The sequence below is a fragment of the Senegalia massiliensis genome, from assembly GCF_900626135.1.
Lineage (GTDB): Bacteria > Bacillota > Clostridia > Tissierellales > SIT17 > Anaeromonas > Anaeromonas massiliensis.
The window spans coordinates 366,744-381,163 of sequence record NZ_LR130786.1 but is presented as its reverse complement, the minus strand read 5'-3'; the positions used below and the strand labels follow the sequence as shown (position 1 = coordinate 381,163).

The following is a 14,420-nucleotide window of genomic DNA, read 5'->3' as shown; positions in this document are numbered from 1 at the left end:
ATGAGAATCTATTATAAATTATAAAATATAATATTAGGAGAATAGATATGAATAAAGTATGGATTTCAATTATAATTGTTTTATTATTAATAGTATTTCTATATACACAAAATAATTTTATAAAAGTTACTAAGTTAAAAGTTAATATAAGAAAAGATTTAGGAATATTTAATGGACTTAAAATATTACATTTATCTGATTTGCATAATAAATCATTTGGAAAAAATCAAAATAAAATAATGAAAAAAATAAAGAGTTTAAATCCAGATATTATATTCTTCACAGGAGACTTGATAGATAGTAGAAGAGATGGAATAGAAAATGGCGTAGCTTTATTAAAGGAATGTTCAAGTGTTGCATCTGTATATTATATAACTGGAAATCATGAAGAGAGAAGTGAGAAATCTTTATCCTTATATGAAGAATTAAATAAATTAAATGTGAATATATTAAACGATAATAATGATATTTTAATAAAGGGTGAATATAAGTTAAATATTATAGGGGTAAGAGATAAGACTATATCTAAAGGAAAGTCAGAATTAATTTCTAAATTAGAAAATATAAATATGGAAAAATCTGATATAAACATACTTTTAGCTCATAGACCAAGTTATATTGAGCATTATACAACCCAGAATTTTGATTTAGTATTTTCAGGACATGCTCATGGTGGACAAATAAGAGTACCTTTAATAGGTGGATTACTAGCTCCAGATCAAGGAATATTACCACAATATGATTCTGGACTATATAAAATAGATAAAACTAATCTAATAGTTAGTAGAGGTCTTGGAAATAGTTTATTTCCTCAAAGGTTATTTAATATACCACAGATAATACTAATTACATTAAAATAATACGAACTAAAATTAATCTGTATGAAGAAAAGTATGTGAATAGGTTGACGTAACAACTATATCCATAGTAAAATGTATTTAATAATAAAATATAGTTCATATAATAGCAGTAATATGGTCTGCAAGTTTCTACCGAACTACCGTAAATGGTTCGACTATGAGCAATTTCAATCTACACTATTAGATATTTTAAAGTGTTGATTTTGCTCATGTTGGCAGAATCAACACTTTTTTAACTATACAAGCTAATTAGTGAGAGGAGAAAATAAATGTTTATTATAAAAGAATATGTAAAACCAAATACAATAAATGAAGCTTATGAAACATTAATTTCTAAAAAGAATAATGCAGTTATAGGAGGTAGTGCTTTTCTAAAGATGAGCTCGAAGAAAATAGGTACTGCTATTGATTTGTCTAATCTTAATTTAAATTATATAAAAGAGAAAGATGGATATATAGAAATAGGAGCATATACTACACTTCGAGACTTAGAAACTAATCAACTTCTAAAAGAAAACTTTAAAGGAGTAATACCAAACTCTGTTAAAAATATAGTAGGAGTTCAATTTAGAAATATTGCTACTATTGGGGCTTCAGTTTTTTCTAAATATGGATTTTCAGATATAATAACTGCTCTTTTAGCATTAGATACAGAAGTTGAATTAGCTAAAACTGGAAGAATAAAATTAGATGAGTTTTTAAATAGTTCTTATGAAAAAGATATATTAACCAAAATATTTATAAAGAAAAATCAAAGAGTAGCAGTTTACAAAGACTTAAGAAATTCTGTAAGTGATTATCCAATATTAAATGTTTCAGTTTCAAGACTTGAAGATAATTTTAAAATATGTGTAGGAGCAAGACCTAATCGAGCTAAAATTGCTCTTAAAGCTTCTAGAGAATTATCTAATAGTAAAGAGATTATAGATTTAGATTATTATGCAAATATTGCAAGTGATGAATTGAATTTTGGTACAAATGATAGAGCATCTAAAGACTATAGAAAAGCAATATCTAAGATTCTTATTAAAAGAGCTATAAAGGAGTTATTATAATGAAAATAACAATAAACTTAAATGGTAAAAAAACATATATGGAGGTAAAGAAGAATGAATATTTAGTAGATACCTTAAGAAAAATTGGATTATCAAGTCTTAAAAGAGGGTGTGACACTTCTAATTGTGGTTTATGTACAATATGGCTTGATAATAAACCTGTTTTATCATGTTCAGTTCTTTCCATTAAAGCTGATGGATTAAATATTACTACCATGGAAGGACTTGAAAATGAGGCAGAAGAATTTGCTAAGATACTTGTTGCTGAAGGGGCAGATCAATGTGGATATTGTAGTCCAGGATTTATCCTTACAGTATTAGCTATGAAAAATGAATTAGAAAACCCTACAGAAGAAGAAATCATTCATTATTTAACAGGAAATTTATGTAGATGCACAGGATATAAGGGTCAATTAAGGGCAATAAAAAAATATTTGGGGGTAGCATAATATGGGATATGTAGGTGAAAACATACCAAAAATTGATGGGATGGCTATTACTACGGGAAAGCCAGTATATACAGATGATTTAGCAGATAAAAACTCTCTCATAATAAAGGTATTAAGAAGTCCTTATGCTTTCGCAAAAATTAAAAATATAGATGTAAAAAGAGCAGAAAAATTAGAAGGAGTAGAATGTATTTTAACATATAAAGATGTACCTAATGTTAGATTTACTTTAGCAGGACAATCCTATCCTGAACCTTCTCCTTATGATAGATTAATTTTAGATGATATAGTAAGGTATGTTGGAGATGAAGTTGCAATAATTGCTGCAACAGATGAAGAAATAGCAGAAAAAGCAATTAAGTTAATAAAAGTTGAATATGAAGTTTTTGATCCAATACTAGATTTTGAAAAAGCAATAGATAATAAATCAATTATTCATCCAGAAGATAATTTACATTGTAATTTTGATATAGGAATGAAACAGAAAAAAAATATAGTAACAACTAAAGATCTTGAGATTGGTGATGTGGAAAAAGAACTAGAAAATTGTGATGTAGTTGTAGAAGAAACTGTGTGGACTCAAGCACAAGCACATAGTATGATGGAAACATATAGAGCATATAGTTATTTAGATCATACTGGTAGACTTATAGTAGTAAGTTCTACTCAAATACCATTTCATATTAAGAGACAAATTTCACAAGCATTAGAGTTACCATCTAGCAAAGTAAGAGTAATAAAACCTAGAATAGGCGGAGGATTTGGTGGAAAACAAACAGGGGTAGTTGAAATATTTGCAGCTATTGTAACTATGAAAACTAAAAAACCAGCTAAAATTATTCTTTCAAGAAAAGAGACATTTACTGCGACAAATAGTCGTCATCCTATGAAAATAAAGGTAAAACTAGGTGCAAATAAAGAGGGCTTTATAAAAGCTATAGACATTTATGGATTATCTGATACTGGAGCATATGGAGAGCATGCTCCCACAACATTTAATCTTGTAGGAGATAAAACACTACCATTATATAATAAGACAAAGGCAGTTAGATTTAGAGGGGAAGTAGTATATACAAATAAAATGTCATCAGGGGCATTTAGAGGGTATGGTGCTACACAAGGAACTTTTGCAGTGGAAACAGCTATAAATAAATTATCTAAAAAGCTAAATATAGATCCTACTCTAATTAGATTGAAAAATTTGATTAGAGTAGGAGAAACTTCTTTATTACATGAAGACGAAAAATTGGGCAGTTCTACACTTCATAAATGTATAGAAAGAGGAAAATCATTAGTAGGATGGGATGAGAAATACCCGTGCAAAAAAATTTCAGATACAAGGGTAAGGGGAGTAGGTATGGCAGTAACCATGCAAGGATCTGGTATAGCTAACATTGATACTGCTTCAGCTGAAATTAGATTAAATGAGGATGGTAAATATACCCTTTTAATAGGATCAACAGATATGGGAACAGGTAGTGACACTATTTTAACTCAAATGGCTGCAGAAACTTTAAATACTAATATAGAAAATATAACAGTAAATGCGTCAGATACTGATTTATCTCCATACGATCCAGGATCTTATGCTTCAAGTACAACTTATGTCACAGGGATGGCTGTAGTAAAAGCATGTAAAGATTTAAAAAAGAAAATTTTAGAAAGTGGAGCTAATCATTTAGAATGTAAATTGGAAAAAGTAGAATTTGATGGAACTAGTATATTTAACTTAGATAATGATAAAAAAATAAGTTTAACTAAGTTAGCAGAACTTCAAATATTAGGATTTGGAGGAAGAAAACAATTAGTGGGTCACGCTACTCATGGAAGTGATATTTCTCCTCCACCATTTATGTCAGGATTTGCAGAAGTGGAAGTTGATAAAGAAACAGGAAAAGTTGACCTACTTAATTATGTATCTGTAATAGATTGTGGAAAGGTTATAAATCCAAAACTTGCAACTATTCAAGCAGAAGGTGGTATAGTTCAAGGTATAGGTCTAGCACTTTTTGAGGAAGTAAAATATACTAAAAATGGAAAGCTTTCTACAGATAGTTTTATGCAATATAAAATTCCTACAAGAAAAGATTTTGGAGATATTAAAGTAGAATTTGAAGAAAGTTATGAACCAACAGGGCCATTTGGAGCGAAATCCATTGGAGAAGTGGTAATAAATACTCCAGCACCTGCTATTGTAGATGCAATATATAATGCAGTAGGAGTTAGAATTACTGATTTACCAATTACGCCGGAAAAAGTTTTTTTAGCTTTATCATAATTTTTTTAAAGAAGATATTATTCTATTTAGAATAATATCTTCTTTTCTTTTATTGTAATACTATTTCTACTATAACTTATTAAACCTTCTTGTTTCATTTTCATGAGCTCACGAGATAAAGATGGTCTTTGAACTCCTATTTTTTCTGCCCATTCCTTTTTAGTCATTTCTATATTTAAATTATAACTATTTTGTAATTGATATTCATATTTTAAATAATTAATAATTGATTTTCTTATAGTTTTCAAAGAGATATCATTTATTTTATTACTTATAATTATAGTCTTATTAGAAATAGATCTTAACATTTCAGATAGAAAATGTTTATTTTTTTGACATAGTTCTATAACAAGTGATTTTTTAATATTTAAAACTATAGAATTAGTTTTAGATATTAAATTCATTGGATAATAATTATTATCTGCGAAAATCATATGTCCACCAAAAGAATCTCCTGGATTAAAATTAGTTATAGTAAGGATATTACCATTTTCATCTAATTTTTGAACAGATATTTTACCATAAAGTAGTATATCAAAAGTTTTACATTCTTGATTTTGAAAATATATTATTTGTTTTTTAGTATATTTTTTTAGTGAAAGTTTATTAGAGTTAAATAAATTTTCTAATTCAGCATTAGAAATATCTTTAAATAATTCATTAGAATTAATAATATCAAAGTATTTTTTATAATTCATTATTTTTCCTTTCGTAACTATGGTTACAGATTTAACATATATTATCATTATAATATAAGGTAGATAGAATATAAAGGAGGAGTTTTTATGATTCAAAAAATGTTTAAGTTTAATAAAGGAGAACAAAAGATTGTAGAAAAAATTATTAATGATGAAAATATTCATTTAAACCACATGATATTTTCTAAAGGAGATGGATTACCAAAGCATAATGCTAATTCGAATGTTTATATGATAGTAACAAGAGGAATATTATCATTACAATTAAACAATCAAAATGTAATTAAATATGAAAAAGGAAGCATACTAAATATTCCTTATAAGACCTTTATGAATGTAACAAATATGGATGATGAGACACTTGAAATATTTGTTATAAAAGCACCTAATCCTAAAGATGTGGAGAAATAATATGGATATTTTTAGTATTGGTTTCTTAATATTATCATTTATAGGATTATTAGTGTCATTTGTTAAAGATAGAAATAAAACCTTAAAATCTATGAAAAAAAATTTTACAATGATGAGAAACATGTTTGGAAGTATATTTGGTATTTTATTACTTATAGGTATAGTTCTTGCTATAATACCTCCAGAAACAATAAAAAAATTATTAGGGGAATCTAATATTTATATTTCAACATTATTATCTACTGTAATAGGAAGTATAACATTAATACCGGCATTTGTAGCTTTTCCACTAGCAGGTTCCCTTATAGATTCAGGAGCAGCAATAGCTCCAATATCTGGATTTTTAACTACACTTACAATGGTTGGAATAGTTACTTTCCCATTAGAAAGGGATAAATTTGGAACTAAATTTGCATTACAAAGAAATTCATTAAGTTTTGGTTTTGCTATATTGATTTCTCTTGTGATGGGGGTGATTATTTGATTAATAAAAAGACAATAAAAAAGAATAAGATATTAATAGCAGTTATTTTCATGTACTTGTTACTTTTCATATTTAAATTAGAACTTGCAAGTACATCTTTAAAAAACAGCAGTTATTATATCAAAGAAATGCTTGTTGTAATGCCTATTATATTTATAATGATTGTTTTAATTGATATGTGGATTCCTAAAAAAGTTATACTAAAGAATTTAGGTGAAGGTTCAGGAAAAAAAGGTGTATTTTTATCTTTTGTACTTGGAAGTATTTCAGCAGGACCAATATATGCAGCTTTTCCTATGGCAAGTGCATTACTTAAAAAAGGTGCAGGAGTATCAAATATTGTAATAATAATAAGTTCTTGGGCTGTTATAAAGTTACCACTTTTAGCCAATGAAATTAAGTTTATTGGATTTAATTTTATGTTAATACGTTGGATATTAACAGTAATTTCTATATATATAATGGGTAAAATAATAGGAAAAAATTTAAAAAAAGATGATATAAAAAAAGAAAATATTGCTTAATTAAATTTTTGTGAAAAACTACACTATAACTGGGTATATTATAATTAATAAATTAATAAATTAAAAATTAAAGGTGGAGAGTTTATAGTGATAGATTTGGAGAGTATTATAAATGAGGATAAATTAAAATATAGTTTATATGTTGAAGATTTGAAAACAAATAAAATTATATTTGATATTAACTCAGATGCAGAAGTCACTTCTGCAAGTATGATAAAAATATTTATAATGGCAGAAGCTTATAGTCAAATATCTAAGGATGAATTTATGAGTCAAAAAATAGTAAATGTTGATAGAGATAATATAGTAGGTGGAAGTCTTATAAAAAACTTATCAAATTATTGTTATTCTATAAAAGATTTAATTTTTTTAATGATGAATTTAAGTGATAATACTGCTACAAATCAACTTATTGATATATTGAGAATTGAAAATATTAATAAGTTTATAAGTGAAGAAGGACTTAAAAATACTGTGATTAATAGAAAAATGATGGATTTTGAAAGAAAGAAAAAAGGCTTTGATAATATCACATCTTCAAGGGATATTGCACATATATTAAAGAAAATATATTATAAAGATTTAATTGATAAAGATGCATCAGTTAATATGATGAATATAATGAAAAAGCAAATGGATAATAGAATGATGGCTAGAAATATTGATAAGTCTAATACAAAAATTTATCATAAAACTGGAAATATACCTTATACAAATCATGATGCTGGAATTGTAATATTTAAAGATATTGAGTATTTATTTGTGATGCTCACGTGGGATGCTTATGACAATATATATGGTAGAAAGGTAATAGGAGAAGTATCAGAAAAAATATATAATGATTTCTTAAAAAACTATGGATATTAATATCCATAGTTTTTTAGTTGTTTTTATTAACTAAATTTAAACGAGCATACATAATGATGATCATTAAGAGAAAGTTGTTCTCATTAGACAAAAATTTAATTAGCTAATTACATATTATTTTTTTTGTGATATAATGAGAATACATTTCAAAAGATATTAATTATAAATATTATATATAGGAGGAATTTATATGAATTTAGCTGATGTAAAAAGAGGAGATAAATTTAAAATAGTTAATATTCCAGATACATTGGTAAAAGCAAAAACATTAAGGTTTGGAATTTCAGAAGGAACTACAGTAGAATGTGCTGAAAAAATACCAGGTGGACCTGTAATTATCAAGAAAAATTTACAAGAAATTGCTATAGGTAGAAAGTTAGCAAAGAAAATTACAATAGATGAATTGACAACAAAATCTGCTGCATATGAAGCAGCTATAGCTAGATAGGGGGAAAATATATGGATTGCTGTAATATAAGTCATCAAATAGATATCCCAGAAGGTGCAAAAAAAATTGTACTTACAGGAAATCCAAATGTTGGTAAATCTATATTTTTTAATTCCTTTACAGGAGTATATGTAGATGTATCAAATTTTCCAGGTACTACATTAGATATTAGTTCAGGAAAATATAAAGATGATGTTATAATTGACACACCAGGTGTATATGGAGTATCTTCATTTAATGATGAAGAAATAGTTGCAAGAGATGCTATAGCATCAGCAGATGTAGTTATAAATGTTATAGATGCTGTACATTTAGAAAGAGATTTGTTTTTAACCCAACAAGTAATAGATATGGGTATACCTACTATAGTTGCCATAAATATGATGGATGAGGCTAAAAAAAATGGTTTGAAAATAGATTTAGATTTATTAGGTAAAGAATTGGGAGTACCTGTAATACCGACCGTTGCTCCAAAAGGAGAAGGTCTTAAAGAGGTAAAAGATTCTATTAATCTTGCTAAAGTGGGAAATAGCAGTATAAAATTAGAAAAAATATTAAAAGATATAACAAAGAATGCTACTAATAGAGCAGAAGCAGTACTTATAATGGAAGGAGATCCACATGTATCTGCTAAAAATAATATTAAAGATATAGACTATAGAGATCAAATCTATATGGATAGACGTGAAAGAGTAAATCAAATAATTGATAAAGTTGTAACTGAAACCACAGATAGTGTGAGTTTTAAAACAACACTTGGTAGACTTATGTTAAGACCACTTACTGGGATACCAATGTTAATAGGTGTGTTATTTTTATTATATGAATTTGTAGGAGTATTTATAGCTCAAACAGTTGTAGGCATAACAGAAGAAACAATATTTATAGAGACGTATGAACCATTTATAAGAGGAATTGTAGATAATTTTATTTCTCCATCTTCATTTATAGGACAAGTATTAATTGGTGAATTTGGAGTACTTACTATGTCAGTAACATATACTTTTGGGTTATTATTACCTCTTATAATAGGATTTTATTTATTTTTATCAATACTTGAAGATTCAGGGTATTTACCTAGAATAGCAGCACTAGTTGATAGAATGCTTACAGGACTTGGACTAAATGGTAGGGCTGTGATTCCTATGATATTAGGTTTTGGATGCGTTACAATGGCTACAATAACAACAAGACTTTTAGGTTCGAAAAGGGAACGTATAATAGCAGTATTTTTATTAGGACTTGCAATACCTTGTTCAGCACAATTAGGTGTTATTATGGGACTTATTGCACCATTAGGTGCTAAATATTTTGTAATATATGGATTAACTATATTTTTAGTATATGTACTTGCAGGAACTATTTTAAATAAAATATTACCAGGGGAATCTACAGACCTATTGATAGATTTACCACCATTAAGATTGCCACGAATAAGCAATGTATTAAGAAAAACTTATATAAAATCAGTATCTTTTATAAAAGAAGCAGGTCCTATATTTATAATAGGAGCAGTTGTGATAACTATTCTTCAATATAGTGGAATACTTACAGCTATTCAAGACTTAGTAGCTCCAATAACAACTGGATTCTTAGGGTTACCTAAAGAAGCTGCTACAGCATTTATAATGGGAATAGTTAGACGTGATTTTGGAGTAGCAGGGTTAAATTCAATGGCTTTAACTCCAGATCAAATATTAGTTTCATTAGTAACAATTACACTTTTTGTACCTTGTATAGCTGCTATGATGATTATGCTTAAGGAAAGAAGTAAATTTGAAGCTGTAGCTATTTGGATATCAAGCTGGGTAATAGCATTTTTAACTGGAGGAGCATTATACTTTATATTGAGTACTTTTTCTTAGGAGATGATTAAATGAAATGTAACACTACAGAAGGAGTAAGGATTTGTTCTGAGTGTAACAATAAAATAAAGAATCCTAATTTAATTAGGTGTCCAAGGTGTAATACTATACTTTTAAAAAAATGTTCAGAATGTAAAGGTTGTTCTTTATTCAAAAAGTTGGGATAATATATCCCAACTTTTTTACTTTATCTTATTTTTATTATTATAAATATTTTTCCAAGGATCTTGCTTTTGTCCTAAACGTCTAAATATATTTGATATATTGTATTTTGTAGCAGAAAGTTTGTTATCTAATTCATCCCAATCAATTGGTGTTGCTATAGGAGCATCATCTTTATCTCGTATACTATAAGGTGCAATTGAAGTTTGACCATATGAGTTTCTTAAATAATCAATAAATATTTTATTATTTCTTTTATCTTTTCTTTGTTCAATAGTGTATAAATCACTATTTTTTTCAACTAATTTTTTTGCTATGCCTTTAGCAAAAGATCTTGTTTCTTCAAAATCATACTCTTGTATAATTGGAACTACAATATGAAGACCGTGTGAACCTGTAGTCATTATATAAGTAGATAATTTTTTAGAATCTAATAATTTTTTCAAATCTTTAGCAGCCTTTATTACTAAACTAAAATCTTTGTTTTCAGGAGGATCCAAATCAAATATTATTTTATCTGGATAATCAAGACTATCTTTTTGACTGAGCCAAATATGATGAGATATACAAGCTTGATTAGCTAAATAAACTAAAGAGTGTTTGTTATTGCATATAGGATATATTGTATGACCTTTATCTTTATTTTTAATGTCAACTCTATCAAACCAATTTGGAAAATATGAAGGTATTTGTTTTTCATAAAAATTTATATCATTTATTCCATTAGGGAATCTGTGCATAGTTAGAGGTCTATTTTCTATATGGGGTATTATATAATTTGATATTTTTAAAAAATAATTTATTAAATCTTTTTTAGATATATTAGATTTAGGAAAGATTATTTTAGTTTCATTTTTTATATTAATATCTTTATTATTTACATTCATATTTATGATTCTTCCTTTAGATCATCTATTGTTTTTCCTGATATAACCGATTTATTTTCGGTGCTAGTAGGATTTCTTCTAGCATCAGCATAATCATCTTTCATTTTAACTAAAATCCAGCGTTCATCTTTTCCTTTAGAGGTCCTAATTAAAGCATAACCACCTTTAAGTTTCTCTCCTTCTAAAAATATAGTTACATGTCCCTTTTCTAATGATTCTTTTATTGTTGGAGAGTTATTTTCTTTAAGATTGTAATAAGTACCTCTATCCCATATTATAACTTCTCCAGCCCCATAGTTATTTTTAGATATTACTCCTTCAAAATCTTTATATTCAAAAGGATGATCTTCTGTAGGCATCGCAAGTCGTCTTTGACTTGGATCCGTTGAAGGACCTTTAGGTATAGCCCAAGATTTTAAAACTCCATCAACTTCAATTCTAAAATCGTAGTGAAGATTAGTTGCATCATGTTTTTGAATTACAAATATAAGTACATCATTTCTTTTTATTTTTTTACCTTTAGGCTCAGTTGTATTATTAAAGTTTCTTTTATTTTTATATTCCTTTAAATTATCTTTTTCCATTTAATCATCTCCTATTATTTATGTACCAAAAAAATATAAATATAAACTTAAATATTTATAATAAGATGTTATAATATATTTAGACATGATTGGAGGAATTATAAATGGAAGACAATAAATTGCAATGTGAAGGTTGTGGAAGGAATTGCTTTGTAACTTTAAAAAAAGAAAATAATGAATATTATATAGAAGGCAATAAATGTGTTGGTGGAGAAGAGCAAGCAAAGTCTAAATGGGTGTTTTTAAAAGAAGAATCATCTCTGGAAAAACCTAAGAAAACAGGATTTCTAAAAAAGTTATTTAATAAATAGATGGATAAATCCATCTATTTTATTCGTTTTAATTGTGCTATACTATATATAAATAATACATAATAAATGAGGTGAGAAGATTGAATAAAGTCAAAATAGACGAATTAATGAAAGATAAGAATTATTTGAAATTATTATCTGAAGAATATCCAACGATATCTTCAGTTTCATCTGAAATAATAAACTTGAATGCAATATTAAATCTTCCTAAAGGTACTGAGCATTTTCTAACTGATATTCATGGGGAATATGAAGCTTTTAGTTATGTACTTAGAAATGCCTCAGGAGTTTTAAAGCTTAAAATAGATGATCTTTTTGATGACGAATTAAATAATAAAGAAAAGAAAAAATTAGCTACACTTTTATACTATCCAGAAGAAAAACTAGATTTAATAAAAAAGGAAATAAGTGATATAGATAGTTGGTATAAGGATACATTAATAAGATTAATAAAGATTTGTAGAGTTGTTTCTTCAAAATATACACGTTCAAGAGTAAGAAAAATGTTACCTAAGGATTTTTCTTATATAATAGAAGAATTATTACATGAAGAAGAAGAAAGACTGAATAAGCATGATTATTTTCATAATATTATCCATACTATAATAGATATAGATAGAGCAGATGAATTTATAATAGCTATTTCAAATTTAATTCAGAGACTTGCAATTGATAGACTTCATATAATTGGAGATATATATGACAGAGGGCCATCATCTCATAAAATATTAGATGATTTAATACTAAGAAGAAGCTTTACAGATATACAATGGGGAAATCATGATATATTATGGATGGGAGCAGCAGCAGGTTCACTTGCTTGTATTACAAATGTAGTAAGAATAGCTTTAAGGTATGCAAATTTAGCTACATTAGAAGAAGGATATGGAATAAACTTATTGCCTCTTGCTACATTTGCACTTGATATATATAAAGATGATGAATGTAAAAACTTTATTCCTAAAAAACCTATAGAAAATTATTATCAAGAAAAAGACTTAGAATTACTTTCAAAAATGCATAAAGCAATTGCTATCATTCAATTTAAAATAGAAGGACAAATTATAAAAAAAAGTTCCAATTATAAAATGGACCATAGACTTTTACTTGATAAAATAGATTATAATATTTTTAATATTATAATAGAAGGTAAAAATTACAGATTAAATGATAAAAACTTTCCTACTATAGATCCGAATAATCCATATATATTAACTAAAGAAGAAGAGAGGATACTAAATAGAATAAAAGCATGTTTTTTAGAAAGTGATAAACTGCAAAAACATATAAAGTTTCTCTATTCTAACGGAAGTATGTATTTAAAATATAATTCAAATCTTTTATATCATAGTTGCATACCATTAAATGATAAAGGAGAATTTAGAAAAGTTGAGTTAGGAGATGAAAAACTGTATGGAAAAAAATTATTTGATAAATTTGATTTTCTAGCTAGAATGTTTTATTTTAATAAGGATCAAATAGATAAAAAATTATATGGGGAAGATATAATGTGGTATTTATGGTGTAATGGCAATTCTCCACTTTTTGGCAAGGATAAGATGACTACTTTTGAGAGGTATTTTATTGATGATAAAATGGCTCATATTGAAAAAAAGGATCCATATTATAAATTTAGAGATAATGAAAATGTATTAAATAATATATTAGAAGAATTTGATTTAAATCCTTACTCATCACACATAATAAATGGACATGTCCCTGTAAAGGCTTCAAGTGGAGAAAGTCCAATAAAAGCTAATGGTAAATTACTAGTTATTGACGGTGGATTTTCAAAAGCCTATCAATCAAAAACAGGACTTGCAGGATATACATTAATATATAATTCATATGGAATTAGACTTGCATCTCATGAACCATTTGAGTCTAAGATAAAGGCAATTAAAGAAGAAAAGGATATATTGTCAACATTAGAATTACTTGAAAAAATGGATAAGAGAAAATATATATATGATACTGATAAAGGTAAAGAGTTGGAGGAAAGAGTAGAATATCTTAAAAAGTTATTGTCAGCTTATAGAATGGGATTAATCAATGAAAACGTACAATAATTTTTTTGAAATAGATTTTTGTTTAACAAAGAATATTCAGGGTAATATTTGTTAAGGAAAGACTTATTATATTAGGAGGGGTTTTAATATGAAAGATTATCATGAGCCAATGGAGTTATTAGATGAGCACACTAAAGATTGTGTTAGAGCATTAAATAGTTTAAGAGAAGAGGTAGAGGCAGTAGATTGGTATCATCAAAGAGTTGCTGCTGCTACAGATGAACAATTAAAAGCTGTTATGGCACATAATAGAGATGAAGAAATAGAACACGTAGCTATGACATTAGAATGGTTAAGAAGAAATATGGATGGATGGGATGAAGAATTAAGAACTTATTTATTTACTGATGATCCAATTCTTGAAGTAGAAGAAAAAGCTGAAGCTGAAGAAGATGAAGGGGATAGCAATACTGATTTAGGAATTGGAAAATTAAAATAATATTATTTATTTAGTTGTATTTTATTGAA

Annotated in this window: 16 protein-coding genes and 1 riboswitch; of the genes, 13 read left to right on the top strand and 3 right to left on the bottom strand. The window is 26.9% G+C overall.

What is annotated here, in order from left to right; translation table 11 throughout:
• Positions 1–47 precede the first annotated feature (47 nt).
• From E0D94_RS11705 to E0D94_RS11690, 4 genes are all read left to right on the top strand, one after another.
• Entirely contained in the window at positions 48–860 is an 813-nt protein-coding gene (locus E0D94_RS11705; RefSeq protein ID WP_130807747.1) for a metallophosphoesterase, read from the top strand.
• Between the two features lie 76 nt (positions 861–936).
• Positions 937–1,038, top strand: a riboswitch (purine riboswitch).
• Between the two features lie 91 nt (positions 1,039–1,129).
• A complete protein-coding gene (locus E0D94_RS11700; protein ID WP_130807746.1) occupies positions 1,130–1,915 on the top strand; it encodes an FAD binding domain-containing protein in 786 nt (261 codons plus the stop codon).
• Complete coding sequence (locus tag E0D94_RS11695; protein WP_130807745.1) at positions 1,915–2,364, top strand: (2Fe-2S)-binding protein; 450 nt, start codon at positions 1,915–1,917, stop codon at positions 2,362–2,364. Before E0D94_RS11700 ends, E0D94_RS11695 begins: the two co-directional genes overlap by 1 nt.
• 1 nt (position 2,365) lies before the next feature.
• Positions 2,366–4,642 carry a xanthine dehydrogenase family protein molybdopterin-binding subunit gene (locus tag E0D94_RS11690; RefSeq protein ID WP_130807744.1) on the top strand — a complete coding sequence of 759 codons (2,277 nt, stop codon included), beginning with the start codon at positions 2,366–2,368 and terminating at the stop codon, positions 4,640–4,642.
• 26 nt (positions 4,643–4,668) lie between these two features.
• On the opposite strand, the gene E0D94_RS11685 is transcribed toward E0D94_RS11690, so the two are convergent.
• A complete protein-coding gene (locus tag E0D94_RS11685) occupies positions 4,669–5,340 on the bottom strand; it encodes a Crp/Fnr family transcriptional regulator (protein WP_165442959.1) in 672 nt (223 codons plus the stop codon).
• 87 nt (positions 5,341–5,427) lie between these two features.
• Between E0D94_RS11685 and E0D94_RS11680 the strand changes: the two genes are divergently transcribed.
• From E0D94_RS11680 to feoB, 6 genes are all read left to right on the top strand, one after another.
• Positions 5,428–5,751: a cupin domain-containing protein gene (locus E0D94_RS11680; protein ID WP_130807742.1), complete on the top strand. Its 324-nt coding sequence runs from the start codon at positions 5,428–5,430 to the stop codon at positions 5,749–5,751.
• Between the two features lies 1 nt (position 5,752).
• Positions 5,753–6,235 carry a permease gene (locus E0D94_RS11675; protein ID WP_130807741.1) on the top strand — a complete coding sequence of 161 codons (483 nt, stop codon included), beginning with the start codon at positions 5,753–5,755 and terminating at the stop codon, positions 6,233–6,235.
• Complete coding sequence (locus tag E0D94_RS11670) at positions 6,232–6,759, top strand: permease (protein WP_242620536.1); 528 nt, start codon at positions 6,232–6,234, stop codon at positions 6,757–6,759. Before E0D94_RS11675 ends, E0D94_RS11670 begins: the two co-directional genes overlap by 4 nt.
• An 87-nt stretch (positions 6,760–6,846) precedes the next feature.
• Complete coding sequence (locus E0D94_RS11665) at positions 6,847–7,626, top strand: serine hydrolase (RefSeq protein WP_165442958.1); 780 nt, start codon at positions 6,847–6,849, stop codon at positions 7,624–7,626.
• Between the two features lie 190 nt (positions 7,627–7,816).
• On the top strand, positions 7,817–8,074 hold the full coding sequence (locus E0D94_RS11660; protein WP_130807739.1) for a FeoA family protein: 258 nt from the start codon (positions 7,817–7,819) through the stop codon (positions 8,072–8,074).
• A gap of 11 nt (positions 8,075–8,085) precedes the next feature.
• Positions 8,086–9,939, top strand: a complete 1,854-nt coding sequence (gene feoB / locus E0D94_RS11655; RefSeq protein WP_130807738.1) for a ferrous iron transport protein B — start codon at positions 8,086–8,088, stop codon at positions 9,937–9,939.
• A gap of 182 nt (positions 9,940–10,121) precedes the next feature.
• On the opposite strand, the gene ligD is transcribed toward feoB, so the two are convergent.
• Both ligD and E0D94_RS11645 read right to left on the bottom strand, forming a co-directional pair.
• Complete coding sequence (gene ligD, locus E0D94_RS11650) at positions 10,122–10,988, bottom strand: non-homologous end-joining DNA ligase (RefSeq protein WP_130807737.1); 867 nt, start codon at positions 10,986–10,988, stop codon at positions 10,122–10,124.
• A 2-nt stretch (positions 10,989–10,990) separates the two neighbouring features.
• The gene (locus tag E0D94_RS11645; RefSeq protein ID WP_130807736.1) at positions 10,991–11,572 is read right to left on the bottom strand and encodes a DNA polymerase ligase N-terminal domain-containing protein; all 582 of its coding nucleotides are present in this window, start codon (positions 11,570–11,572) and stop codon (positions 10,991–10,993) included.
• Positions 11,573–11,676: 104 nt separating this feature from the next.
• On the opposite strand from E0D94_RS11645, the gene E0D94_RS11640 reads away from it, so the two are divergent.
• The 3 genes from E0D94_RS11640 (at position 11,677) to E0D94_RS11630 (ending at position 14,391) form a co-directional block, all read left to right on the top strand.
• A complete protein-coding gene (locus E0D94_RS11640; protein ID WP_130807735.1) occupies positions 11,677–11,883 on the top strand; it encodes a hypothetical protein in 207 nt (68 codons plus the stop codon).
• Between the two features lie 107 nt (positions 11,884–11,990).
• On the top strand, positions 11,991–13,952 hold the full coding sequence (locus E0D94_RS11635) for a fructose-1,6-bisphosphatase (protein WP_130808231.1): 1,962 nt from the start codon (positions 11,991–11,993) through the stop codon (positions 13,950–13,952).
• Between the two features lie 88 nt (positions 13,953–14,040).
• Complete coding sequence (locus E0D94_RS11630; RefSeq protein WP_130807734.1) at positions 14,041–14,391, top strand: ferritin-like domain-containing protein; 351 nt, start codon at positions 14,041–14,043, stop codon at positions 14,389–14,391.
• Positions 14,392–14,420 lie beyond the last annotated feature (29 nt).